We start from the raw sequence: 23678 nt of genomic DNA on the forward strand, positions 1-23678 counted from the left end.
CACTACTTTACGCGATCGGCCGCTCCCTCGCGGCTCCCCGCCCGCCCGCGCAGCAGGCGCGCGATCAGCGCTGCACCCACGGCCAGCACCGCGGTGATGACCAGCAGCACGATCTGGTAGCTGCGGTCATAGGCGGCGGTGGCGCCGGCGAACCACTCGCCCGGGCCGGCTTCGCGGGCGACCTGCTGCGCCTGGGCGAATCCTTCCCGCGCCAGTGCCGGAACATCCGCCGATACCGGCAGGAAGGCGCCGTACATCGCTGCGCCCAGGCTGCCCAGCATCGCCACCGCCAGCAGGCCGCCGAATTCGTAGGAGACCTCCTCCACGGAGGACGCCATGCCCGCACGGTGCGCAGGCACGTTGTTGAGGATGGCGGTGGATGCGACCGAGATTGCCGAGCCCATGCCGAACCCGGTGATCGCCATGCCGGCGACGACCCAGCCCAGTCCGTGCGGAAAACCGAACGCGACCACGCCCACTCCCAGTGCCCCCGCGGCCAGTCCGCCGCAGATCAGCGGACGCAGGCCGACGCGGTGCAGGATGCTGCCGCCGAGCAGCGCGCTGGGCAGGCTGCCCAGCGCCGCCACCGATACCAGCAGGCCCGCCTGCAATGGCGTGAATCCGGCGACCAGCTGGAAACGCTGGGTGGTCAGCAGTTGCAGGCCCGCCATCGCAAACAGGGTGAACACCGCAGACAGCGTACCGGCCAGGAATGCCGGATTGCGGAAGATCGCGAAGTCCAGCAGTGGATGCGGCAGGCGCTGCTGGCGGCGGGCAAACGCGGCGCCCGCCGCCAGCGCCAGCACCGATGCCGCCGCGCCGAGGCCATAGGAAGGCGGCGTGGCTATCAGCGATTTGATCGCCAGCACCAGCCCCGACAGCGCCGCCAGCGCCAGCAGCGAGGACAGCAGATCCCACGGCCGGGACGTGTCGCGCTGCCCCTCCGGCGCCAGCAGCAGCGTCGCGACGAAGGCCACGATCACCACCGGCACGTTGACCAGGAACACCGATCCCCACCAGAAATGCTGCAGCAGCCAGCCACCGATGATCGGTCCGAGTGCGGCGCCGACGATCGCCACCGAGCCCCAGATCGCGATGGCGATGTTGCGCTCACGCTCTTCATGGAAGCTGAGGCCGATCAGCGCGAGCGTGGCCGGCATCATCGCCGCGGCGCCCACGGCGAGCAGCGCACGGGCAGCGATCAACTGCGCTGCGGTGACAGAGAACGCTGCCGCCAGCGAAGCCACGCCGAAGACCACCAGGCCGATCAGGAACATGCGACGGTGACCGATGCGGTCGCCCAGCGTGCCCGCACCGAGCAGCAGGCCAGCCATCACCAGTGGATAGGCATTGATGATCCACAGCGCCTGACCCACGCTGGCGGAAAGTTCTGCCGTCAGCGTGGGCAGCGCCGTGTACAGCACCGAGTTGTCCAGCGTCACCAGCAGCAGGCCGGCGGCCACCGTGAACAACAGCGACCAGCGCCGGGCACGGGACAGGGCCGGAGCATCGGCCAAGGACTGGGACAAGGCCATGGGGAACAAACCTGGGCAAGAAGGTTCCATTAACTATACCGGATATCCTGTATAGTTATAGCCCTGCAGCGACACGTTCAGGTTTCGACCCAGGCGCTGTTCAGCCCTGGCAGGCGCCGCGGGTGCTACCTGCAGTCCACCGGCAACGCCGCCACCGCCGCGACCACCTGTTCCTGCATGCCCTGCCCCACGGCCATGTCGAGTTCGCCCGCGATGTCACCGTGCTGGCGCCGCAGCTCGTCCTCGCACAGGCTACGCACCCGGGCCCGCGCGTTCGCCCGCAGCGACGCACAGCGCCAGTCCGCGTCGCCGAGCGGCAGTACCGAATAAACCACGCTGTTGCATGCGTTGGAGGCCCGCTCGCGCAGCGTATGCCCACCGAAATCCCGCGGCGCCCTGCTGCGCGTGGGATCGAAGTAGCTGTCCGGGAAGGTGCGTGCATACTGCTCGATATCGACCTGCAGCACGCGGCCACCGGCCGCTGCGAGGGGCAGCGGATCCGTGCAGCGGGCACTGTCGGCCCGGTGCTGGATGTAACGGTAGATGGGACGGTCAAGGCCTGGATCCTCCGCAGTCACCGCACTCACCGCGGCCAGTACCGGCAGCGCGGCACGGTTGGCCATGCGCGCGAGCAGCCCTGCCTCTGCCGGCCGGCAGCGGTCGCGCAGGGTTGCCACCAGCAGGAATGCCACGTCGTTGCGGAAGGCCGCATCGTCCCCCATCCGCCGCTCGATCCGCTGCCGCATCTCATCGGTGGGCGCCACGGAAGTGGCCTGCGGCGGCTTCGGCTGCGCTGTCCGCAGGTACAGCCACCCGACCGCCGTGGCCGTCACCGCCAGCAGCGCCATCGCCAGTAGTGGACGCCCGCGCATCAGTTGTGGATCGGCGTCAGTGTGGCGGCCGCCACATCGTAGGAAGCGCTGGCGATGTCGGCGTCGAAGCGCTTGACCTGCACCCGCCCGGCGAGTCGATAGGGGTCCCACAGCGCACCCAGCGTGATCGGCGTGGCCAACGTCACGTGGATCATCTGGTTCGGCGGTGGTGGGGGTACATGGATGCAGGCACCATAGAACGGGACGAACAGCACCTCGTCCACGCGTCCGTCGTCGGTGGTGCCCAGGGGCACGACGTAACCGTCCAGGTCCACCGCACGTCCATCCACCGATGCCACCACGCGCGAAGAGCCGAACTGCCGGGCGCGCTCCAGACGGGAGTGGTCGATCGCCTGACCGGGCGGCGTGCCGGCGCCGCTGTCGTCAATCAGGCCACCGACGCCGGCCATGCCGTCGCGTGACAGGCCGATCTGCGGCGGCGGTCGCTGGAAACGGTCCTCGTCCGGCATCAGGGCGTCCCAGCGGTCGATCGGGCGTGCCGACGGAGACGGCGCCGCCGCCGGCAACGGTGCAGGGTGCTGTCCGGCACCGTCGGGCACGCGGGCGCATCCGGCCAGCAGCGCGCATCCAGCGAGCCATGCAAGGCAATCACGGCGCATAGGGTTTCAGCCGTGCATCGCGCATGCTGTAGGCAGAGCCTGCCAGCTCATCGTCCAGGCGCTCGGCGTGCAGGTTTCCGGCCAGGAAGAACGGAGCGTACATGTCAGGCATCTCGATTGCCCGTTCCAGTACCACGTGCACGATCTGGTTCGGCGGCGGTGGTGGCACATGGATGCAGGCGCCGTAGTACGGGACGAACAGGAATTCACTGAGCCGTCCTTCCGCAGTGCTGGCCAGCGGCACCACGTAGCCCGGCAGGCGCACCGGCCGCTGCAGCACGGCGTCGACGGTGCGGAACGTGCCGAACTGCGGCATGCGTCGGCTGCCGTTGTGTTCCACCTCAGGGCCTTCGCCACGTTCCAGCGCCGCCAGCTCGTCGGCGGGCATCATCTGCAGCCAGTCCAGCTCCTGCTCTTCCACGGTCGCTGCGCCCTGATCCGCCACCGATGGCGGCAGCGCCTGCACGCCGGTGTCGACCGGCCGCTCGCAGGCAACCAGCATCAGCAACACTGGCAAGCCACCCAGCCGGCGCATGCTCATCCCGGCGACGCCAAACCGTCGGCGAGCGTGCGCCGGTAGGCCAGCGCGGCCGGCGGCAGGCCCGCCACGGCGCTGACCAGCAGCAGGCCCGCCACCCAGCCCAGCTCGCGCGCATCCGGCCAGACGTGGGTGATCGACAGGCCATACTGCGCCAGCGCCCAGCTGCGTCCCACGGCACTGGCCAGCACAAGCGCCGCCAGTGCCAGCCCGCACGCCAGCGCGCTGGTCGCCACCGCCTCCACCACCAGTAGACCGGCGATGTAGCGCGGACGCGCGCCGACCGCGCGCAGCACCGCCATCTCGCGGCGCCGCTCCTGCAGGGTTGATACCAGCAGCGCCACCAGCGAGACCATTCCCAGCAGCACCACCATCGCGCTGATCAACCGCAGTGCCCGCTCGGCCGTGCCCAACGATTGCCACAACTGCTGCAGGGTGACGCCCGGCAGGATCGCCAGCATCGCCTCCTCCGGATAGTCATTGATCGTGCGCTGCACGGAGAACGTCGCGATGCGGGTATTCAGGCCAAGCATGAAGGCGGTGATGCTGGTCGGGGTCAGATCAAGCCGCCGCGCCTGCTCCGCGCTGACATGCTGGCCGGGCAGCTGCACGCCGGAACGCCAGTCGATGTGGATGGCTTCGATCGCCGGCAGCGATACCAGTACCGACGCATCCACCGGTGTTCCGGTGCGATGCAGGATCCCCACCACGCGGAACGGCTTGTCGGCATGCGTGGCCAGGGGCACCGCCCCGGTGCCATGCGCCAGCACGATCGGGTCGCCCGGCGTGATGTTCTGCGCCTGCGCCACCTCCGCGCCGATCACCGCATCGTACAGGTCCGAGAAGGGCCCGCCCTGTGCGAAGACCAGTTCATGACCGGCACCGTAGCGGTAATGCTCGAAGTAGCCGCCGGTGGTGCCGACCACGCGGTAGCCCCGCCAGGAATCGCCCAGCGAGAGGGGCACCGACCACTTCACCTGCGGCAGCGCCGACAGCGCCTGATAGGACTGCCAGGAGACATTGTTGGTCGGATCACCGATATGGAACACCGAATAGAGCAGCAGGTTCACCGGTCCGGAGCGCGCACCCACGATCAGATCGGTTCCGGACACTGTGCTGGCAAAACCTTCATGCGCCTGCGTGCGGACCCGCTCCACGCCCAGCAGCAGAACCACGCTGAGGGCGATCACCAGCACCGTGAGGGCAACACTGAGCGCGCGGCTGCGCAGGCTGGCCCAGGCAAGTTCAAGCATGGGCAGCTCCGGCATGATTGATCTCGGCCAGGACGATGACCCGGTCGAACAGAGGCTGCAGGCTTTCATCGTGGCTGACCACCAGTGCGGTGGTGCCGCAGGCCTGGCATTGCCGCGTCATCAAGCGCACGAACGCGTCCGCCGCGTGCCGGTCCAGTGCCGAGGTGGGCTCGTCGGCAAGCAGCACCTGCGGCCGCCCGATCAGTGCGCGTGCTGCTGCCACGCGCTGCTGCTGGCCGACACTGAGCCTGCCCGCCGGACGGCCCATCAGCGTCGGGTCGATCTGCAGGGACTGCAGCAGCCGTGCGATCTCCTCGTCCAGCGCTGCGCCGACGCGCTGCCTGCGCAGCCGCGAGAAGCGCAGACCCAGCGCGATGTTCTCGCGCACGCTGAGGAACGGCAGCAGGTTGAACTGCTGGAAGATCACGCCCAGCTGGTCGGCACGGAAGCGGTCGCGGGCCGGACCGTTCATCGCATGCAGGGAGTGTCCGGCGACGTCGACCCGGCCCTGGCGAGCGCGCAGCACGCCGGCCAGCACACCCAGCAGGGTGCTTTTGCCACCGCCACTGGCACCGCGCAGCAGCACGCTGCTGCCCGCATCGACGCGCAATGCCGGAATCTCCAGTACCGGGCGATCGCCGTAGGCGAAGCGCAGGTCCTGCACATCGATGACCGCCGCACTCACGGCGCAAGTACCACGCGCAGAGTCTCGGCGGTCAGCACGTGCCGTGCCTGTCCGGCGGGCGTGGTGCTGTTGACGATGACCTCATGCAGGCCAGGGAACAGCACCGGCAGGCGGACCACCAGCACCCGCAGCGCGGACGGATGCGCGCACTGGAAACGCAGTCCGGCACTGAAGCCGGCGTGGCCGTGGTGCCCGGCATCGTGCATCGGGTCTGCAGCGAATCCGTCGGCGGCCACGCTGCTGGCGGCAAGGCGGCACTGGGCCGCAGTCGGCAGGGTGACCCATGCGCCTTCCTTCAGCAGTGCCTTCGCACGTGCGAGCGCGGCGCGCTCCTGCGGGGTGGCGGGCGGTCGCTCGAAATCGAGCAGGCCGATACCGGGGGCCTGCATTGCCAGGTCCAGTGTTCCCCGTTCGAGCGCCACATCGACCGTGGCCTGGCCATGCACATGCGCGCCCTGCTGGCGCACCTCATGGGCGTGGGCGGACGCCGCAGAAAGCAGCAGCAGAAACGTGGCGGGAAGCTTCATGAGGGTACCGTTAGTGTTACTATGTAACATTATGGACCACATCCCCACCGTTCCTGCAAGGGGTCTGCCACAGCCGCCAGCATCGGCACGCTGGCATCCCCGTTTCGATCTGGCCGGCGCAGGGCTGTCATTGGCCTGCGCAGCGCACTGCATCGCGCTGCCGCTGCTGCTGGCCTTCGTCCCGGCGGCCATGATGGCGTTGCGCTCGTTCCAGCACCCCGGCCATGCCCTGATGACCACCCTGCTGCTGATGTCACGCTGGGAGTGGGCGTTCGCGTTGCTCGCCTCGCTGCTGGCGCTGGCCAGCACCGCTGCGGGCCTGCGCCGGCACCGCCACTGGCTGCCGATGCGACTGGCCCTGGCTGGGGCTGGCCTGCTGTTGTCCGCATCGCTGTATCCACCGCTGAAGGAATCGCTGCTCTGGCACGGCATGGCCACCGCCTGCGGCGGTGCGCTGCTGGCGATGGCCCACCTGTGCAACCGCCGCGCCCTGCGTGCCTGCCCACGCGCGCGCCGATGATGGGAAGGGCGGGTCGGCCCGGCACCGGCCAACCTGACAGATCGGTAATGTCCGGGTCAGGGCCACGAAAGGTGCCCGCCGTCAGCCTGAGCGCCCCATTCCTGCAGGCACCCACCATGTCGTCTTCGCTCCGCCGCTCCGCCGCTCTGCTCCTGCTGCTGCCGGGCGTCGCCGCCGCTCCGCTGGCCCTTGCACACCCCAGCCTGGTGAAGGCAACGCCCGCCGCCGATGCCAGCGTCGCGCCTGCCAACCGCATCGAGCTGACCTTCAGCGAGCGGGTGATGCCGCGCGCCACCCGCATCGAACTGAGCATGGCCCATGGCCGCACCCTGATGGCGATGCCTGCCCTTTCCCAGCAGGTGTCGGACGATGGTCACCGGCTGGTCGTGAGTTTCGCCAAGCCGCTGCCTGCCGGAGACTATCGCCTGCAGTGGCGCGCCGTCGGCCAGGACAGCCATCCCGTCACCGGCGACTATCGTTTCAGCGTGAAGTAAGCTGCGGTGGTGATCGAACTGTCTCCCTATGCCCTGCGGCTGGCGTTGTACCTGGCCTTGATGCTGCTGTTCGGCAGGATGCTGTTCATCCGCCCTGCGCCTGCGCGTCGTATCTTCCTGCCACTGGCCGTGATCGCGCTGGCAGTCGTGCTGCTGGACGCGGCGGTGCGGGTGACAGGCGTGCTGGGGCTTCCGCTTGCCGCGGTCGATCAAGCGACCGTCGCATGGTTCGCCACCGCCACACCGGTCGGCGAAGCGGCACTGGTGCGTGCGCTGGCGCTGCTGGCAATGCTGCCGCTGCTTGCCGCAAGCGCGAAAGTGGCCGGGGCACGCCGTGTCATCCTGCTGCCGCTCTCGGCGGTCGCCCTGGCAAGCCTGGCCTGGAACGGCCACGCCGCCGCCGGCGACGGCATCCGCGGTGCGCTGCGCCTGGCGGCCGGGACCGTCCACCTGCTCGCCGCAGGCGCATGGGTCGGCGCGATCGCCGCGGTGCTGCATCTGGCCCTGCGCACCCAGGGCCCTTCCCTGCGTGAACGCACCCATGAACTCTGGCAGGTGGCGCATGGTTTCGCCCTGCCCGGTACGGTAATCGTGGCCCTGCTGGCGATGACCGGCACCTATACCTACGTGGATCTGCAGGGCTCGCTGCAGACCCTGTTCAACACCGCGCACGGGCGCTGGCTGCTGTTCAAGCTGGCCCTGGTCGCGGGCATGCTCGGCCTGGCCGCGCTGCACCGCTGGCGGCTGGTGCCGGCACTCGCCACCGCCATCCGTGGCGGCTGGCAGTTCCGCCCGCTGCGCTCGCTGCGTCACAGCCTCACCTTCGAGGCCGCACTCGGGCTGCTGGTACTGGCCTGCGTGGCCGTGCTCGGCACGCTGGACCCGCTGGCATGAGGGCGGCGCTGCGCGGGCCGGCATGCACACGATGAAGCTGCTGATCGTCGAAGACGAGCCCAAGACCGGCAATTACCTGCGACAGGGCCTGATCGAAGCGGGCTACGTGGTCGATCTCGCCTGCGACGGCGTGGACGGCCTGCATCTGGCGGCAAGCGGCGAGTACCAGCTGGTCATCCTCGATGTGATGCTGCCCGGTCTCGATGGCTGGAACGTCCTGTCGCGCCTGCGCGATGCGGGGTGGCAGGTGCCGGTGCTGTTCCTGTCGGCGCGCAGCAGCATTGCCGACCGCGTGCAGGGGCTGGAACTGGGTGCCGATGATTACCTGGCCAAACCTTTCGCCTTCGCCGAGCTGCTGGCACGCGTGCGTACCCTGCTGCGACGCGGCCAGGGCCAGTCTCAGCCTGACCGCATCGTCGTCGCCGATCTGGTGGTGGATACGCTGCGCCGGCGCGTGGAGCGCGGTGGCCAGCGCATCACACTGAGCCCGAAGGAATACGCGCTGCTGGAGCTGCTGGCACGACGGCGCGGCGAGGTCCTGCCACGCTCGTTGATCGCCTCGCAGGTGTGGGACATGAATTTCGACAGCGACACCAATGTCATCGATGTGGCGATACGCCGCCTGCGCGCCAAGATCGACGATGGCTTCGCCGAAAAGCTGGTGGTCACCGTGCGCGGGATGGGCTACGTGCTGGAGGCACCCGAGGCCGAAGCAGCGCAACCGCAATGAGCCTGCCACGCTCCATTGCCGTCCGCCTCACCGTGCTGTTCGCCACGGTCGGTACGCTGGTGCTGGCTGCACTGGGCGTGGCGATCTATCTGAGCGCGCGCCATGATCTGGTCGCACAGGATTTCGCCGAACTGGAGAACAAGGCCGCGTTGATCGCCGACCTCGCCGGCAGCGGCACGTCCGATGAGCGCGCCCAGCGCCTGGGCGATGCGCTGCGCCACCATCCCGATATCGCCTTCCACATCGTCGATGAGCAGGGCGGCGTGCTCTTCTCCACCGCGCCGGAGGCCTTGCGCGCGCATGCGCGGACCCAACCCGCCGACACTGAACCGCGCCGCCATGACTGGACGCTGGCCGACGGAAGCCGCCTGCACGCCCTCAATCTGCGGCAGACGCTGGCCGATGGCAGCCGCCTGGCCACCCTGCTGGCGATCGACGATGCGCGCCATGCCGACTTCCTGCAGCGCTTCCGCCACCTGCTGGCCGTCGCTCTGGTCACTGCTGCGGTGGCCAGCAGCCTGCTGGGGGGCTACGTCGTGCGGCAGACGCTGCGCCCACTGCGCACGCTGGCCGACGAGGCCCGCCATATCACCGCCGGACGACTGCAGCGCCGGCTCACGGCCGAGCACGTGCCCGTCGAACTGGAACAGCTGGCGCAGAGCCTGAACGGGATGCTGGCGCGGCTGCAACAGGACTTCGAGCGCCTCAGCGGGTTCTCCGGAGACCTCGCCCACGAACTGCGTACGCCGATCACCAACATGCTGACCCAGGTGCAGGTGGTGCTCGCGCACCCCCGCAGCAACGAGTCCTATCGCGAGACGCTGCTCTCCTGCGCGGAAGAGCTGCAACGGCTGGCACAGACCGTGGGCGATCTGCTCTATCTGGCCCAGGCCGAAGCACCCGGCGCCCTGCCCTCGCGCGAGGGGGTGGCGCTGGATGCGATGGTCGATGCGCTGCTGGAGTTCTACGATCTGCTGGCCGAGGAGCGCCAGCTCACGCTGCGGCGGGAAGGCAGCGCAGAGGCCAACGGCAACCGCCTGATGCTGCACCGGGCGGTCGCCAACCTGCTTTCCAACGCCCTGCAGCACGCCACGCCGGGTACGGAGATCGTGGTGCGGCTGGACGGCACCGGGCCCACGAGCCGGATTGCTGTCCACAACCTCGGTCCGCCGATTCCCATGCAGGCACTGCCCCGCTTGTTCGACCGGTTCTTCCGCGGCGAGCGCGGCCGGCACGAGGGCGCCGGGCTGGGATTGGCGATCACCCGCGCCATCGTGCAGGCCCATGGTGGATCGGTGAGCGTGGTCTCCGACGCATCGGGCACCGTGTTCGAGCTGGCCCTGCCGGGCGCTAGCGGTCCGGCGCAAACACGCCGGCAATCCAGTCGATGAATACCCGCAACCGCGGCGACGGCGTGCGGTTGCGCGGGTGAACCAGGCTCAACGGGCTGGGTGTGGGCGGCGATTCCGCCAGCAACTCCAGCAACTGACCACGTTCGATATAGGGATCCAGCCGGTAGCGCGGCGCCTGGATGATGCCGAGCCCCGCCAGTGCCGCCCCCAGGAAGGCATCTGCGCCGGATACCCGTACGGTTGCCGGCAGAGGCACATGGCGCACCTGCCCGGCCTGCTGGAACTCCAGAGGAATCAACTGTCCGCTGGCACCGGAACGGAAACCGACCATCCGATGACCGGACAGCAGCGCGTCGATGCTGTCCGGCAGCCCATGCGAACCCACGTAGGACGGTGAGGCAACGGTGACTTCGCGCAGCAGTGCCAGGCGCCGCGCGACCAGATCGCTGTCGGCCAGGGTGCCGACCCGAAGCGCGGCATCCACGCCTTCGCGCAGCAGATCCACGTAGCGATCCCCCTCGCTCACGTCCAGCTCGATGTCGGGATAGCTCTGCAGGAACTCGGGCAGGTGCGGAAACAACAGGTGCCGACCAAGCGTTCCGTGCACTTCGATGCGCAGCGTGCCGCGCGGCGGGACATCACGGAATGCGGCTTCGGCATCGTCCATGTCGGCGATCAGGCGCAGGCAGCGGCCATAGAAGGCTTCGCCCTCGAGGGTCGGCACCACCCGTCGCGTGGTCCTGTGCAACAGCCTCACCCCCAGCCGCCGCTCCAGCGCCTTGATCGCGTCGGTCACCGTGGCCCTCGGCAGCCCCAGGTCCTCTGCAGCGCGGGTGAAGCTGCGACGTTCGACGATACGGACAAAAGCGCGCAGGGCGGTGAATCGATCCATTGTTCGAACATCCGGATGATGTTGTCGGATTCTCCATGATTATCCGGGCGGCAGGAACCAGCAAGATGATGGGGCGCCACGCGGGCGCGTCTTCGAAGGAAGCCTTCATGTCCAGCTCCTCTCCCCGTACCGTCGCCCTGGTCACCGGCGGCTCCCGCGGCATCGGCGCCGCGATCTCGCGTCGGCTGGCGGCCGACGGCCATGCGGTTGCGATCAACTATGCCGGCCGCCGCGAAGAGGCTGATGCCCTGGCCGCCGAGCTGGTCTCCGCCGGCGGCCAAGCCATTGCGCTGCAGGCCGACGTGGCCGATCCGCAGGCGGTGAGCCGCTTGTTCGATGCCGTCGAGGCTCGATTCGAGGGCATCGATGTGGTGGTCAACAGCGCCGGAGTGCTGCAGCTTGCGCCGCTGTCAGCCACCGACGACGCGTTGTTCGATCGGGTCACCGCCATCAATCTCAAGGGCGCCTTCAACGTGCTGCGCGAGAGCGCGCGACGCGTCCGCGACGGCGGCCGCATCGTCGCGCTGTCCACCAGCGTGGTCGGCCTCAAGCTGGAGAACTACGGTGTCTACGCCGCAAGCAAGGCGGCCGTGGAAACCCTGACGGCGATACTCAGCAAGGAGCTGCGTGGCCGTGGCATCACGGTCAATGCCGTGGCACCCGGCCCGACCGCGACCGACCTGTTCCTGGAGGGCAAGTCGCCGGAACTGATCGAGCGCCTGGCGCAGATGAATCCGCTGGAGCGGCTGGGCACGCCGGACGACATCGCCGGCGCGGTGGCTTTCCTGGCTGGAACCGACGGCGGCTGGATCAATGGCCAGGTGCTGCGAGCCAATGGCGGGATGGTGTGACAGCAAAGCCGCCGGGCATGGCCCGGCGCTACCGTTACGGCGTTGACATCGAGTACGGCGCCTGCGCGCCCTGCCCGGGCCAGTCCCTGTTCGGCTCGGCCTGCATGGTGAAGCGCAGCTCGCCCCCGGCCATGATCTCGTCGTGGCGCAGGAAGGTGCGCTGCAGCGGTTTGCCGTTCAGGGAGACACTGCCCACATAGGTGTGCCTGTCATCCAGCCCCTCGGCCACGATGGTGAAGGTCCTGCCGTTGGGCAGGCGCATGGCGGTCCTCGGCAGGAACGGGCGGCCCAGGATGTACTCCCCCGAGCCGGGCGCCACCGGATAGAAGCCCAGCGCGGTGAACACGTACCACGCCGACATCTGGCCCACGTCATCGTTGCCGGCCAGGCCATCGGGACGGTCGGCGTACTGGGTGTCCATGATCTGCTTCAGGCGCGCCTGCGTGCGCCAGGGCTGACCAGCGTGGGCGTAGAGGTACGCAACGTGATGGCTGGGCTCGTTGCCATGCGCATACCAGCCGATCAGGCCGGTGATGTCTTCCATGTGCTCGAAGACCGCCGGATCGACCGTGGCGTTGAACACCTCGTCCAGCCTCGCCAGCAGCCGGTCGCTGCCGCCATGCGCGGCGGCCAGGCCCGCCACGTCCTGCGGTACGTACCACGAGTACTGCCAGGCATTGCCCTCGGTGTAGTCGGTGCCGTAGCCGCTGGCGCTGGGATCGAACGGGGTGCGGAAACTGCCGTCGCGCTTGCGGGCACGCATGAAGCCGGTGTCCTTGTCGAAGGCATTGCGCCAGTTCGCCGCACGCTTGTCGAATGTCGCCGCGATCTCGCTCCTGCCCATCGCCTGCGCCATGCGCGCGATGGTCCAGTCGTCGAACGCGTATTCCAGGGTCTTGCTGGCCGCTTCGCCCTCTTCATCGATGGGCACATACCCCAGCTCACGGTACTGCGCGATGCCGTCGTAGGGACCGTAATTGGCGGTCTCCACCATCGCGTCGAGCGCCTTTGCGGCGTCGAAGCCGCGGATGCCCTTCACATAGGCGTCGGCGATGACCGGCACCGCGTGGTAACCGATCATGCACCAGTCTTCCAGGCCGTGGAACGACCACACCGGGAGCATGCCGTACGGGCTGTGTTCGTGGTGCGCCAGCATCGAGTTGATGAAGTCGCTGTTGCGTTTTTCCGGCTGCACCAGAGTCAACAGCGGATGCAGCGCCCGGTAGGTGTCCCACAACGAGAACGTGGAATAGTGGGCATACCCCTTGGCGACATGCACGGCGTTGTCGGGGCCGCGATACTGGCCATCCACATCCATGAACAGCGTCGGCCCCAGCATCGTGTGGTACAGGGCGGTGTAGGCGCTGCGCCGCGCATGCTCCGGCGCATCGATGTCCAGCACCGATAGTGCCTGCGTCCATTCCTGCCGGGCCTGCGCACGCACGCGGTCGAAGTCGAAGTCGGCGACCTCGGCATCCAGGTTGGCGATCGCACCGGCCTCGCTCACGGGCGAGATCGCCACCTTCACCACCAGCGGAGCATCCAGCCTGCCGAAATCGAACGTGCCGACCAGCTGGCGGCCTTCGATCTGTGCGCGCTGTGCCGGATCTTTCTCACCCGGCGGCGGGAAGCCCTTGTACACGATGTCCTGCTCGGTGTTGTGCAGCGCATGGCCTGCCAACGGTTGCGAGAAGCGCATGGCGAAATACAGCTGGCGCCCCGGCGCCCAGCCGCGCGTCTCGCGGAAACCGGTGATGGTGCCGTCCGTACGCACCCGCACCCGCGACCACAGCACCTTGCCCGGGTAGTCGTACATGCTGGTCCGCATGTCCAGCAGTACCTTGGCATCGACGCCCTTGGGGAAGGCGTAGCGATGCACACCGACCCGGGCGCTGGTGGTCAGTTCGGCGCGCACCTTGTAATCGTCCAGGGTCACCGCGTAGTAGCCCGGTTCGGCCTTTTCGTCGTCATGGCGGAAGCGCGACGCATAGCCGCTGCGGGGCCGTTCGGGGTCGCCGCGTTCCAATCCCGGGTTTCCGGTGAACGGCATCACCAGGATGTCGCCGAGATCAGAATGCCCGGTGCCGGAGAAGTGGGTGTGCGAAAAGCCGACGATGCTGCTGTCGTCATAACGGTATCCGGCGGCCCAGCCGTAGGCCTTCTCACGCGGCTGGATGCGCGTGTCCGGGCTGAGCTGGACCATGCCGAAGGGTATCGTCGCGCCGGGGTAGGTATGCCCTTCACCACCGGTACCGATGAAGGGGTCCACCGAGGCATACGCCTTGTCGGCGGCGGACTTCGAAGGCGCTGCCCAGGCCGCGCCGGAGGCGAGCATGGCGGTGGCGGCGAAGGCGATCAGGAGACGACGGTCCAGCGTGGGCATCGGCATTTGGATCGATTCAGATGGTGTACCGATGCTAGCACCAGTGCCCGTGCATCGCATGCTGCAGTGCGGCCGCAGTCCCCGGTGCAGCGTGCCCTCAGTCGGGCAGCGCGCCCTCCAGCGCGGCGAGATCGGCACGCACGCGCGGACGCACCACGCGTGCCACTTCCCGGCCGTCGTGCAGCAGGATCACCGTGGGCCACAGCTTCACCTGGAACGAGCGCCCGAGCGCCCGCCCTTTCCCATCTTCGATCTTCCAGTGCGCCAGATCATGTGCTTCCACGACCTCCTGCAGCGCCGGCTGTGCCGCCTGGCAATGGCCGCACCAGGGCGCGCCGAATTCCAGCAGCTGCCAGCCGTCGCGCGCCTCCACTTCGGCGCGTGACGGCTCGCTGGACAGGTGCGTGCGCATGAAGGGCACAGGCGTTACCCCGCCAGGCTGCGCTGGATGTCTGCCAGCGGCGCGTTGGTCAGGTCCTTGGCGATGTCGCCCAGCAACCGTGCCTGCGTCTCCTTGTGCAGCAGCGGACGGATCCGTCCGAGCGTGGTGGGGTCGGCCACCAGCAGCAGGTGGGCATAGCGGTTGTTGAGCGCATCCTCGTTGAGCTGTTCGGCCACCTGCTTGGCGAAGGTCGCTTCGTTGAGCTGGGCGATGGACATGTCCTTGGGAACGGCACCGGCCGGGCCCTGCCCGGAGACGCCCGTCTCGCTGATGTCCTGCAGCCGCAGTTCGCCCTCCTGCTTCAGCGTGAGCTGCTGCGCGCTGCCGACATTGGTGAACACCCGGGCCGAACCACCATCGGCCACCACCACCAGCGTCCCCTCGGGAATCGTTCGTGCCATCGCTGCCTCCTCGTACGGGTTTCGAATGTTTCTGCAGCACCACCCTAGGTCGCCCACCGTAACCGTGGCGCGCACACAATGTGATCCATTCGTTGGAATGGAAGATCGCGGCTCAACTTGCCCCGGCGCCGGCCGCTACCCACGGCATCACCGCGAGGCCCCCCCCATGCATGCTGCCTCCCTGCTCCATGTCTGCTTCGCCGTTGGCCTGGCCGTCGCTGGATGCGCCGGCTGCATCCACCAGTTCCTGCAGGGCCAGCCGGTGCTCGCGCTCGGCATTGCCCTGGCTTCGCTGATGACCACGGGCACCGCGCTGGCGACGCGTCATCTGGGGGTACCGGTCGCGATGGCGCTCGCCTGCACCCTGATCGGCGCAGCCGCCACGCACTGACCCGGCCAGCCATTGAAGGAACGCAGGCGCTACCCGCGCGGCGGCGACAGGCTGGAGGTGGCATCGGTCTGCAGCAGGCTGTCGCGCTCGCGCAGCGGCAAGCGGATCCACGCATCCACGCCCTGGGGTGAGAACGCAAGTTCGCCGCTACCGCCAAGCTCGTAGGGAATGCGCTGTTCGACCAGCGCCCGACCCAGCCCGCGATGCGACGGGACGACCCAGTCGTCGTTCACCGCGCGCCGCTCGCACCAGTGCAGGTCCAGCCAAGCCTCACCGTCGATGTCCTGCACCGACCAGGACACCTCGATCCGCGTATCGCTGTGCACCGATGCGCCGTGCGTGAGCGCGTTGCTGGCCAGTTCATGGACCGCCAGCGACAGCACCTCGGCCGCCTTGGGCGGCAGCAGCACGTCCTCCTCGCCCTGCAGAAGGAATCCGTCGGGCGCGTGTCCCTGCACCGCGATCTCCTGGTCCAGCATGCCACGCAGGCTCACCCCGGCATTGGCGCTGCGGGTGAGCAGGGTCTGCGTGCGAGAAAGCGACATGAGGCGTGCGCACAGGCGGTCAGCGTACTCGTCCACGCTGTCGACCGACTCGCGTGTGCGCCAGGCGATGGCGTGGATCGTGGCCATGATGTTGCGCACGCGGTGCTGCAGCTCGGCCAGCAATACCGCCTGCCGCTCGGTGGCACGCTTGAGATCATCGATGTCCACCGCGATGGCGAACACGCCGGTCACCTCGCCGTCGACATCTCGCAGCGGCGCCGCCGCGACCCGCGTCCAGCGGACACACCCATCATCGTGGGTGAACTGGAACTCCAGTCCGGGCACCACGGTTTCTCCGCGCAGGGCCCGTGCGATGGCGAAATCCTCGGGGGCGATCGGGCTGCCATCGGCATGCCAGCCCTGCCATCGGTGCTGGTTGACCGGATCGGCCGAGGGCACCTGGCTGCTGGGAAGATAGGCGCGCATCTGGTCGTTCGACAGCTGCATCCGCCCCTGCGCATCGACAATGCACAGGCCGACCGGCAATACCTTGAACACCAGCGCCAGGCGCCGGTCGCTCTCCTGCCGCCGCCGCTCCTCGCGCTCACGCGCGGCCTGTGCCACGTGCGCTGCCGTGGTCTCGAACATGGTGACCAGCACACCGCCCACCTGCCCTTCCTCGCCGCGGAGCGGGCTGTAGGTGATGGTGAACCAGACGTCCTCCAGCCGGCCCTGCCGGGCCAGCGGGTACAACTTGTCCTCGAACGTGACGGTCTCACCCTGCCAGACCCGGTCGTAGATCGGCCCGTTGATGTGCCAGACCTCGGGCCAGCAGTCGCGGGTGGGCTGCCCCAGGCCAGCGGGATGCTTGTCGGCAAGGATCTCGGCATAGCCGTCGTTGTAGAGCTGGATGAGCTCCTGGCCCCACAGGATGATCATGGGAAACCCATGAGCCAGCATCATGTCCACGGTGGCGCGCAGATGCGCCGGCCACCGCCCAGTCGGGCCAAGCGGCGTCCCTGACCAGTCATGGCGCGCGATGCGCACATCCATGCCGTCATGCAGTCCACCCAGACGATGTGCCGGAGGTGCTGTGCCGCGCACGGACGAGCGAGCAGCGGTATCCAATCGCCGGCCCATGCCGCGCAGTCAGACCTTGCCCGCAGCAGCCCGCGGTGCGGCGACCAGTCCGGCCAGCTGCCGGGCCAACGCGTCGATATGGTAGGGCTTGGGGCAGCGCGGCGCGCTGGCGAAGCGGCTCGGCAGGTTGTCGTCGTAACCGGAGGTCAGCAGGAACGGCGTCCCCGCCTCGGACAGGCGGTCGGCCAGCGGGTACACCTGCTCACCACCCAGGTTGATGTCCAGCAGGGCGACGTCGATCGGGTGATCATCGACCAGACGCGCCAACTCGCGCAGGTCACCGGCCGGGCCCACGACGTGCGCGCCCTTCAGCTGCAGATAGTCGGCCAGGAACATCGCAATGGCGAATTCATCTTCGGCCACCAGCACCCGCAGCCCCTGCAGCCCCTCCCGTTCATCGCCCGACTCCAGCACGCTGTACTCCCTGACACGCGCGGCCCATCCGGCCGCAATGCCCGCAGGATGCGCGAGTTGCCCTACAAGAACGCGTGATGACGGATGAAGACAACAGCGAGATCGCATTCACCTCGGCCAAACACGCTGTGTGCCCGGCCCGCGGTCAGAACGCACGCTCCCATTTCAGGCTCAGCAGGCTGCGGTCATGGCTGTACAGCCAGTCCACATTGCTGTCGATGCGGGTGTAGCGCAGGCTCAGGCTGGGCACCAGGCCTGCCACCGCCAGCCGTTCGCTGCGTACCAGCGCGATGAGGTTCTGCTCGTCGTCGTGCCGGCGCGCTTCCAGCAGCGGACTCCAGGCATCGTAGCTGCGCTCGCGCAGCGAAAGGAACAGCGTGGCAGTCGTGCCGCTCCACTGCCGCGCCGCGCCGACGCGCAGGCCGCGCTGGCGATAGGCATTGGCTGCGTCGGCCGCTCCGCTGTCGGCCAAATCGATGCCCGCGAAGACGGTCCAGCGCGCAGTGAGCGCACGGAACCAGGTGGCGTACAGTGCTCCCATCGCGCCATCGTAGTTGTCGGCCAGCCCCGGTTGCCAATAGCGCTGGCGCTTCCAGTCCGCCTCCAGCTTCAGCAGGCTGCGCGGGTCCAGTGCGTATTGCCATTCCGCATGCGCGCCTGCGGCGCCCTGCAGGGTACGGTTGCCCAGTGCCTGATAGTCGTAGCCGGGGGCCAGCAGCAGGGTGTGCCGCGCACTGCGCCAGCTGTAGCCCGCCTGCACAGTGGCGTTGAGTTCGTTGTAGGCGCGGTTGTCTTTCCATGCCTGGCCGAAGGCCAACCCGCGCACATACAGGCCGTGGTGGCCGGCCAGTGCCCAGCGGCGTTCCAGGCTGCCGTCGTAGTCCACCCCCGGTGCGCGCTGGGCATCGGGCAACCTGCGCTCGATGATGCAGTCCTCACCCACGCCGAACAGGCAGGTGCGGCTGGCCGAACTGCGGTTGATGTTGTCGCTCCATGCAGGTCCGGCGGACAGTGCGCCCTTCCAGCGCCGCCGCGCCTGTAGCGCCTGCAGATACCCCTGCACCCGGCCGCGCACGCCGGCGGTGGCAGGGTCGCGGTCATCGATGTCGGCGGCGATCGCGGTGAACAGCGACGTCGCCTCCCGGTCACGCTGGTCCTCGGCGTAGACCCGCGCCAGTTCAAGCCGCGCAGGCAGGAAATCCGGCTGCCGGGCCAGCAGGGCCTCGTACTCAAGGGCCGCGCGATGATGCTCGCCCGCAACCCGCGCCAGCGCGCCCTGCGCGTAGTGGCGCAGCAGCGGGTCATGGCCGGGAAGTTCAATGTACTCGTGCAGGAAGGCCTGCGCGGCGGGCCATTGCTGGTGCTGCAACGACAGGTACAGCGCCTGGCCCAGGTCGTCGACCGTGCGCTCCACGCGCAGGGTCCGGCCATCGAGGGTGACGGTCGGCCGATCCGGTTCGGCCTGTTGCAGCCGCTGCTGGTCTTGGCGTTGATGGCGCACGTCGTTGCCCTGCTCCAGCACGCGGCGCAGGTCATCCTGCTGGGCGTGCGCCGTGGCGGTCAGCGCCAGCAGAAGGAGGCAGAAAAGAGGGAGGCGCATGGTCGATCCGGTGTGAAGCGATGCAGCGGGCCGAAGCAGGGACTGGCGGATCGCGGCTTGTCCCTGCCCTGCCCCGTCAGGGGCGTGGCGATCAGTTCTTGCTGCCGCCGAAGGCGGTGTCGTACTGGCTGTTGCCGGCGAAGGTGGCGATACCGGCCAGGGTGGCGGCATTGGCACCGAAGAACTGGCCCTGGGTGGTGCCACTGACCGAACCGTTGGCGGTGGCCGCGCCTGCGAACGAGGCGGTGGCGCTGTTGATGGTGGCGTTGATGTTGACCGACAGGCCACCGCCGCTGAGGCCGCCCAGCAGAGTGCCGGTGCCGAAGTTGGCGCGGAAGGTGCCGCTGAGCAGGTTGCTGCCGTTGAACTTGTTCAGGCCAGCCACGCTGTAGGTGGCCACGCCGGCCGGCAGGGTGGTGCCGGCACGGTCGCCGACGAAGTAGACCTGGCGGTTGTTGAAGCCACCTGCGGCGCCGTCCTTGGACCATTCACCGAACCAGACATCGCCACTGCCGACCTTGACGAAGTTGAAGTGGCCCATGCCCGAGTGGCTGCCCGGCGCACCGGTGATCGGCATGGCCAGCGTGCGCACGGTGGTGCCATTGACGGTGGTCGGCACCGAATAGCTGGCCAGGCCCTGGAAATCGACGCGACGGGCGTTGGACACGGTGCCGACGCCGATACCGGCCTTGCCGGCCGAGTGCGGGCCACCGTTGACCTGGGAATCACCGACGGCGACATACAGCTCGGCATCGGTCACCGGGCTGGCCGCACCGACGATGTCGGCTGCCTGCGCCGCGCCGGCCAGGGCGAAGGAGGCGGCGACCGCCAGGACGGAACGGGAGATCATTTTCATGGTGTTGCTCCTTGGGTTGAGGGAACTACGGGTACAACGCTTGAATGCAGGTGCTCAGAAGCGTGCGGTGATGCCCAGCTTGAGGGTGCGGCCCGGCGCCGGCAGCGTGGACCGCGTGGCCGGGTCGACGTAGTAGCGGTTGCCGAGATTGCTGCCGACCAGCTCCACGCTGGCGTGCTCGTTGAAGCGCCAGCGCGCATACGCATCCACCGTGGTGATGTTTCCCCAGGTGAAGGGCACGTTCTGCCAGAGCAGGCTGCTGCCACCGGCCAGCAACCGGTCGCGGTAGGCCTGCAGGTCCGGGTTTTCGTGGCGCCGGTAGTGGATGATGCGGCTGCCCAGCTCCAGTCGTTCGTCGAGCAGGCGGGTGCCCAGCGACGCGTTGACCGACAGCTTCGGAATCGCCTGGGTCAGCAGGTAGCCGCTGACGAACCCGTCCTGCACGCAGTTCGGGACCAGGCCACGGTTGGCATCCAGCAGCACGGCACTGCTCTCATCGCAGACCTCGTTCTCCAGCGTGCGGGCGATGCCCAGATCGGTGAAGAAACGGCGGTTGTCGAAGCGTGCCTGCAGTTCGATGCCGCGGATGGTCTGCTTGTCGATGTTGTCGAACAGGAAGTAGGCATCGCGCTCGATCACGTTGCGGGTCTTGTGCACGTAATAGGCCAGCTTGACGTCGGCATCGGCGGTGTTTCCGAACAGCGCCGACAGGTCGTGCACGTAACCCAGCTCGTAGTTGTAGGCATGCTCCGGCTTGAGGTCATACAGCGGGTTGAGGCTGCTGGAGAACGCGATGGTGCTTTCGAACATGCTCGGGAAACGCACTGCTTCGCTGTAGCGCAGGTAGATGCGCGCGGCCGGCGACAGATGCGCCGTCGCCGAGAAAGTGGGCAGCCACGCGTGATCGCGCTGGCGCCGGTTGCTGCCATCCACCGGCCGCGCCTGCACGGTGTTGCCGATGCTGCAGACCAGGTCGCTGCCGGCGAACAACGGCAGCACGCCCGGGATCGCAGCCACCTCGCCGTTGAGGCACGGGTTGGTGGCGCGGGCATAGTTGCCGTTGGCGTCGGGCAGCCACGCGATGTTGTGCTCCACTGCCTGCGGTGTTTCGTAATAGGCCAGCAGTCCCCGGATCGAATCATCGATCACCGAGCCCATGCCGATGCTCTCCCAGAACTCGCGTTCTGCTTCCAGCGCATCGATCTCTGCCTGCAGGCTGGCCGGTCGCTCGGGCAGCTCGTTGACCCGATAGGTAGCCTGCTTGCTGCCCACCCCCTTGGTCAGAAGCTCCGGGTGCGCGTCGAGGAAGTCGTCGAAGGCCCAGTAGCGGCTGTAGCGGACGCCGGCGTTGAGGGTGATGACATCGAGCGGACGCCATTCCAGGTTGAGGTAGCCCTCGCCCTCCTGGCGGCGGCCGGCACGCGGAAACATGCGCCAGCCATCAGTGGTGCCGAAGTAGGGATCGCGCGAACCCAGGCTCTCGTACTGCCAGTTGCCCCCTACGGTCAGGTCGAGGCTGGAGTGCAACGCGAAGCGGTTGCTGACCGTCAGGCCGGTGCGATCGTTGCGCGCGTTGGCCAGAGCGGTGTTGCGCAGGATCGGGCTGGCTTCAGGGTCCCATTGCGGATTGCCCGGCGCGAAGTTGGGGAATCCGCCCGCGGTATAGGTATCGCTGTCGGTCTCGGTGCGCCACAGATTGGCATACAGATCCAGCCAGCGGCTGCCGGCCGGCTGCCAGCGATACTCCAGGCTCCAGGCATCCGAGTCGACGCGGCTCAACGGCCACTGGATGCGGCCGTAGTCCGGCGCCGACAGGATGCGCGAAGGCATGATCTCGCCGTAGTGCGAGAGCGTGTGCCGCCAGCTCGCCTTCAGCTGCTGGTCGTCATTGATCTGCCACGTCGCCTTGAGCAGCCACGACTCCTGTTCACTCGACGTATTGGGCACTTCATCACCCGGCTTGAAGTAGCGGGCCAGCGTGGTGATGTAGTCGATGCCCTGGTACTCGTACTGCTCGCGTGGGTCCTGGTCGTAGTAGTCGCTGCCCTGGCTGCCGGAGAAATAGTTGCCACGCCGGCGCCAGGCATAGGCCGCCATCACGTCCACCGTCTCGCCGCGCAGGCCCAGCGCCAGTCGCCACGCCTGGTCCTCGCCATCGAACGGATTGTTGCCGCTGCGCGACTGCACCGGCACCACCAGGGTACGGTCGTCATAGGGCGAGTTCGGCGACCCCTGCGGGAAACCCGGCACCGTCCGGTAGTCCTCGCCGCTGTGGAGGCGTGGCAGGCGTGGCGCCACCGCGTTGCTGCTGCCTTCGATCTTCAGCTCCCCGCCGAAGCGTTCGCCGGCCGCCACGACGTCATCGATGTCGATGGTCCTGATGACCAGCGCGCCGCCGATGCCGCTGTGCACGTCACGCACCAGGCCGGGCCCCTTGATGACCTGGATGCCACCGATCAGGTTGGGATCGATGTAGTTGCGGTTGCTGACGCCGTTGTAGCCCCGCCAGACCGTGAGGGCCTGTTCACCGCCATCGATGCTCACCGGCACCCGCCCCGGCCCCTGGATGCCGCGGATGTTGATGTCCAGCGCGCCGCTGTTGCGCGCATCGCCGCTGAAAACGCCGACCAGATCCTTGACCACGTCGGCCGGGTTGGCGCCGCGGAAGCGCTCCACCCGGTCCCGCCCCGAATACACCGTGGTCAGGTCCAGCGCGAACACGTCGTCATAGCCACGGCGATCGCGCGCTTCGCCGCCTTCCGGCTGCAGGCGACCGGCAACGTCCAGCGTATCGGTCACCCGCACCCCTTCCCCCTCGGCCGATGCCTGCGCTGCGTCCGCCGCGGCGCGCAGGCTCCAGGTGCCATCCAGGCCTCGCTGGGCACGCACCCCACTGCCCTGCAGCAGCCGCTGCAGCGCCTGCATCTGGCTGTACTGGCCCTGCACTGCGCTGGAACGACGCCCTTCGACCAGGTCGCTGCGGAACACCACCTGCGCATCGGCCTGGCGCCCGAACGCGCGTACCGCGTCTGCCAGCGACTGCTCCGGGATGGCGTACTGGCGCAGCGCCGCCGCTGTGCTGGGTTGCGCCTGCGCGGCCGGCACCCGGGCCAGCGGCAGCAGTGCGGTGCAGATGGCCAGGGCCAGTGTGGTGGCGCGACGGTGACAGGCAGACGCCGTGGACGGCATGGACGGAACTCCTCAAGCGTGGGGAAACCACGGGCACAGCCGCTGCCGGTGGTGTGTCTGGCTTGAGGAAAAACGGTGTTTCGCTCTGGCTGTACCTCTATAGACAGCGCACGCTGCAGGCTGCCCACGCTTTTTTCAGGCTTTTTTCATCGCGATCTAGACCCTGCCTGCATCACCAGACCACCAGCGCGCCACCCGGCAGCCGCTGCACGCGCAGGCCCGCCTGGGCCGCCACTGCGGAGATGGCCGGGTCCGGCTGGCGCAGATGGAACAGGCCACTGACCCGGATCTGCTCCGCTTTTGTCCCCAGCACCCAGACCGGTGCGGCCCGATAGCGCGCCAACCGTTCGATGGCCTGCGCCGCGCTCAGATCGTCGATGGCAACCTCACCGCGCCGCCAGGGTGCCACCGCGTCGCTGGCGAGGCTGCTCACCGGCTGCAGCCAGCGTCCGTCACGGAACGCGCGTGCCTGCCCTGCATGCAGCCGTTGCAGGCTGCCATCACCGGGATGTACGTCCACTACCCCTTCGCTGACCTGGGCGGTCACCACCGCGTCCTGCAACGAAACGCTGAACGCGGTACCGATGTCGCGCACCAGGCCACCGCCGGCCTCG

Annotated in this window: 23 protein-coding genes and 1 pseudogene; 7 read left to right on the forward strand and 17 right to left on the reverse strand. The window is 68.3% G+C overall.

Annotated elements, in window-relative coordinates:
* Positions 1-2: 2 nt before the first annotated feature.
* The 7 genes from QMZ25_RS13600 to QMZ25_RS13630 form a co-directional block, all read right to left on the reverse strand.
* Positions 3-1535 carry an MFS transporter gene (locus tag QMZ25_RS13600; protein WP_283219782.1) on the reverse strand — a complete coding sequence of 511 codons (1533 nt, stop codon included), beginning with the start codon at positions 1533-1535 and terminating at the stop codon, positions 3-5.
* Positions 1536-1660: 125 nt separating this feature from the next.
* The gene (locus tag QMZ25_RS13605; RefSeq protein ID WP_283219783.1) at positions 1661-2407 is read right to left on the reverse strand and encodes a hypothetical protein; all 747 of its coding nucleotides are present in this window, start codon (positions 2405-2407) and stop codon (positions 1661-1663) included.
* On the reverse strand, positions 2407-3027 hold the full coding sequence (locus QMZ25_RS13610) for a DUF3299 domain-containing protein (protein ID WP_283219784.1): 621 nt from the start codon (positions 3025-3027) through the stop codon (positions 2407-2409). Before QMZ25_RS13610 ends, QMZ25_RS13605 begins: the two co-directional genes overlap by 1 nt.
* Entirely contained in the window at positions 3017-3562 is a 546-nt protein-coding gene (locus tag QMZ25_RS13615; RefSeq protein WP_283219795.1) for a DUF3299 domain-containing protein, read from the reverse strand. The genes QMZ25_RS13610 and QMZ25_RS13615 overlap by 11 nt, the downstream gene beginning before the upstream one ends.
* 2 nt (positions 3563-3564) lie before the next feature.
* Positions 3565-4818 carry an ABC transporter permease gene (locus tag QMZ25_RS13620; protein WP_283219785.1) on the reverse strand — a complete coding sequence of 418 codons (1254 nt, stop codon included), beginning with the start codon at positions 4816-4818 and terminating at the stop codon, positions 3565-3567.
* Entirely contained in the window at positions 4811-5503 is a 693-nt protein-coding gene (locus tag QMZ25_RS13625) for an ATP-binding cassette domain-containing protein (RefSeq protein WP_065182332.1), read from the reverse strand. The genes QMZ25_RS13620 and QMZ25_RS13625 overlap by 8 nt, the downstream gene beginning before the upstream one ends.
* A complete protein-coding gene (locus QMZ25_RS13630) occupies positions 5500-6030 on the reverse strand; it encodes a DUF2796 domain-containing protein (protein WP_065182333.1) in 531 nt (176 codons plus the stop codon). Before QMZ25_RS13630 ends, QMZ25_RS13625 begins: the two co-directional genes overlap by 4 nt.
* A 31-nt stretch (positions 6031-6061) precedes the next feature.
* On the opposite strand from QMZ25_RS13630, the gene QMZ25_RS13635 reads away from it, so the two are divergent.
* From QMZ25_RS13635 to QMZ25_RS13655, 5 genes are all read left to right on the forward strand, one after another.
* Positions 6062-6550, forward strand: a complete 489-nt coding sequence (locus QMZ25_RS13635) for a MerC domain-containing protein (protein WP_283219786.1) — start codon at positions 6062-6064, stop codon at positions 6548-6550.
* 116 nt (positions 6551-6666) lie between these two features.
* Positions 6667-7044 carry a copper homeostasis periplasmic binding protein CopC gene (gene copC, locus QMZ25_RS13640; protein ID WP_053516266.1) on the forward strand — a complete coding sequence of 126 codons (378 nt, stop codon included), beginning with the start codon at positions 6667-6669 and terminating at the stop codon, positions 7042-7044.
* A 9-nt stretch (positions 7045-7053) separates the two neighbouring features.
* Positions 7054-7938, forward strand: coding sequence for a copper homeostasis membrane protein CopD (gene copD, locus QMZ25_RS13645; RefSeq protein ID WP_283219787.1), 885 nt, complete (start codon positions 7054-7056; stop codon positions 7936-7938).
* A gap of 31 nt (positions 7939-7969) precedes the next feature.
* A complete protein-coding gene (locus tag QMZ25_RS13650) occupies positions 7970-8668 on the forward strand; it encodes a heavy metal response regulator transcription factor (protein ID WP_283219788.1) in 699 nt (232 codons plus the stop codon).
* The gene (locus QMZ25_RS13655) at positions 8665-10059 is read left to right on the forward strand and encodes a heavy metal sensor histidine kinase (protein WP_283219789.1); all 1395 of its coding nucleotides are present in this window, start codon (positions 8665-8667) and stop codon (positions 10057-10059) included. The genes QMZ25_RS13650 and QMZ25_RS13655 overlap by 4 nt, the downstream gene beginning before the upstream one ends.
* Here the strand turns inward: QMZ25_RS13655 and QMZ25_RS13660 are convergent.
* Complete coding sequence (locus QMZ25_RS13660; RefSeq protein WP_283219790.1) at positions 10019-10912, reverse strand: LysR family transcriptional regulator; 894 nt, start codon at positions 10910-10912, stop codon at positions 10019-10021. The genes QMZ25_RS13655 and QMZ25_RS13660 overlap by 41 nt on opposite strands.
* 107 nt (positions 10913-11019) lie before the next feature.
* On the opposite strand from QMZ25_RS13660, the gene QMZ25_RS13665 reads away from it, so the two are divergent.
* Positions 11020-11763 carry an SDR family oxidoreductase gene (locus QMZ25_RS13665; protein WP_065182361.1) on the forward strand — a complete coding sequence of 248 codons (744 nt, stop codon included), beginning with the start codon at positions 11020-11022 and terminating at the stop codon, positions 11761-11763.
* A 34-nt stretch (positions 11764-11797) separates the two neighbouring features.
* On the opposite strand, the gene QMZ25_RS13670 is transcribed toward QMZ25_RS13665, so the two are convergent.
* The 3 genes from QMZ25_RS13670 to QMZ25_RS13680 all read right to left on the reverse strand — a co-directional run bounded on the left by QMZ25_RS13670 (position 11798) and on the right by QMZ25_RS13680 (position 14989).
* Positions 11798-14152, reverse strand: a complete 2355-nt coding sequence (locus QMZ25_RS13670) for a GH92 family glycosyl hydrolase (protein ID WP_111186897.1) — start codon at positions 14150-14152, stop codon at positions 11798-11800.
* A gap of 91 nt (positions 14153-14243) precedes the next feature.
* Entirely contained in the window at positions 14244-14567 is a 324-nt protein-coding gene (locus QMZ25_RS13675) for a thioredoxin family protein (RefSeq protein ID WP_053516275.1), read from the reverse strand.
* A gap of 5 nt (positions 14568-14572) precedes the next feature.
* Positions 14573-14989: a host attachment family protein gene (locus QMZ25_RS13680; RefSeq protein ID WP_053516277.1), complete on the reverse strand. Its 417-nt coding sequence runs from the start codon at positions 14987-14989 to the stop codon at positions 14573-14575.
* Between the two features lie 166 nt (positions 14990-15155).
* On the opposite strand from QMZ25_RS13680, the gene QMZ25_RS13685 reads away from it, so the two are divergent.
* Entirely contained in the window at positions 15156-15380 is a 225-nt protein-coding gene (locus QMZ25_RS13685; RefSeq protein WP_283219791.1) for a hypothetical protein, read from the forward strand.
* Between the two features lie 29 nt (positions 15381-15409).
* Here QMZ25_RS13685 and QMZ25_RS13690 read toward each other — a convergent pair whose 3' ends face one another.
* From QMZ25_RS13690 to QMZ25_RS13715, 6 genes and pseudogenes are all read right to left on the reverse strand, one after another.
* Positions 15410-17005 carry a PAS domain-containing protein gene (locus QMZ25_RS13690; RefSeq protein ID WP_283219792.1) on the reverse strand — a complete coding sequence of 532 codons (1596 nt, stop codon included), beginning with the start codon at positions 17003-17005 and terminating at the stop codon, positions 15410-15412.
* A 9-nt stretch (positions 17006-17014) separates the two neighbouring features.
* Positions 17015-17419 (reverse strand): response regulator, encoded by a 405-nt coding sequence (locus tag QMZ25_RS13695; RefSeq protein ID WP_065176179.1) that lies wholly within the window; start codon positions 17417-17419, stop codon positions 17015-17017.
* Between the two features lie 145 nt (positions 17420-17564).
* A complete protein-coding gene (locus QMZ25_RS13700) occupies positions 17565-19019 on the reverse strand; it encodes a surface lipoprotein assembly modifier (protein ID WP_283219793.1) in 1455 nt (484 codons plus the stop codon).
* 91 nt (positions 19020-19110) lie between these two features.
* Positions 19111-19875 (reverse strand): Slam-dependent surface lipoprotein, encoded by a 765-nt coding sequence (locus QMZ25_RS13705; protein WP_053516287.1) that lies wholly within the window; start codon positions 19873-19875, stop codon positions 19111-19113.
* A gap of 54 nt (positions 19876-19929) precedes the next feature.
* Entirely contained in the window at positions 19930-23064 is a 3135-nt protein-coding gene (locus QMZ25_RS13710; RefSeq protein ID WP_283219794.1) for a TonB-dependent receptor, read from the reverse strand.
* A gap of 172 nt (positions 23065-23236) precedes the next feature.
* A pseudogene (locus QMZ25_RS13715) lies at positions 23237-23678 on the reverse strand (histidine kinase); the annotation flags it as partial.

This window comes from Stenotrophomonas sp. RS-48, from assembly GCF_030053245.1.
GTDB lineage: Bacteria > Pseudomonadota > Gammaproteobacteria > Xanthomonadales > Xanthomonadaceae > Stenotrophomonas > Stenotrophomonas maltophilia_P.

Coding starts and splice junctions, on each gene's coding strand:
- QMZ25_RS13600 (WP_283219782.1), bottom strand. CDS start 1,535: ATGGCCTTGTCCCAGTCCTTGGCCGATGCTCCGGCCCTGTCCCGTGCC.
- QMZ25_RS13605 (WP_283219783.1), bottom strand. CDS start 2,407: ATGCGCGGGCGTCCACTACTGGCGATGGCGCTGCTGGCGGTGACGGCC.
- QMZ25_RS13610 (WP_283219784.1), bottom strand. CDS start 3,027: ATGCGCCGTGATTGCCTTGCATGGCTCGCTGGATGCGCGCTGCTGGCC.
- QMZ25_RS13615 (WP_283219795.1), bottom strand. CDS start 3,562: ATGCGCCGGCTGGGTGGCTTGCCAGTGTTGCTGATGCTGGTTGCCTGC.
- QMZ25_RS13620 (WP_283219785.1), bottom strand. CDS start 4,818: ATGCTTGAACTTGCCTGGGCCAGCCTGCGCAGCCGCGCGCTCAGTGTT.
- QMZ25_RS13630 (WP_065182333.1), bottom strand. CDS start 6,030: ATGAAGCTTCCCGCCACGTTTCTGCTGCTGCTTTCTGCGGCGTCCGCC.
- QMZ25_RS13635 (WP_283219786.1), top strand. CDS start 6,062: ATGGACCACATCCCCACCGTTCCTGCAAGGGGTCTGCCACAGCCGCCA.
- copC (WP_053516266.1), top strand. CDS start 6,667: ATGTCGTCTTCGCTCCGCCGCTCCGCCGCTCTGCTCCTGCTGCTGCCG.
- QMZ25_RS13650 (WP_283219788.1), top strand. CDS start 7,970: ATGAAGCTGCTGATCGTCGAAGACGAGCCCAAGACCGGCAATTACCTG.
- QMZ25_RS13655 (WP_283219789.1), top strand. CDS start 8,665: ATGAGCCTGCCACGCTCCATTGCCGTCCGCCTCACCGTGCTGTTCGCC.
- QMZ25_RS13660 (WP_283219790.1), bottom strand. CDS start 10,912: ATGGATCGATTCACCGCCCTGCGCGCTTTTGTCCGTATCGTCGAACGT.
- QMZ25_RS13665 (WP_065182361.1), top strand. CDS start 11,020: ATGTCCAGCTCCTCTCCCCGTACCGTCGCCCTGGTCACCGGCGGCTCC.
- QMZ25_RS13670 (WP_111186897.1), bottom strand. CDS start 14,152: ATGCCGATGCCCACGCTGGACCGTCGTCTCCTGATCGCCTTCGCCGCC.
- QMZ25_RS13680 (WP_053516277.1), bottom strand. CDS start 14,989: ATGGCACGAACGATTCCCGAGGGGACGCTGGTGGTGGTGGCCGATGGT.
- QMZ25_RS13685 (WP_283219791.1), top strand. CDS start 15,156: ATGCATGCTGCCTCCCTGCTCCATGTCTGCTTCGCCGTTGGCCTGGCC.
- QMZ25_RS13690 (WP_283219792.1), bottom strand. CDS start 17,005: ATGGGCCGGCGATTGGATACCGCTGCTCGCTCGTCCGTGCGCGGCACA.
- QMZ25_RS13700 (WP_283219793.1), bottom strand. CDS start 19,019: ATGCGCCTCCCTCTTTTCTGCCTCCTTCTGCTGGCGCTGACCGCCACG.
- QMZ25_RS13705 (WP_053516287.1), bottom strand. CDS start 19,875: ATGAAAATGATCTCCCGTTCCGTCCTGGCGGTCGCCGCCTCCTTCGCC.
- QMZ25_RS13710 (WP_283219794.1), bottom strand. CDS start 23,064: ATGCCGTCCACGGCGTCTGCCTGTCACCGTCGCGCCACCACACTGGCC.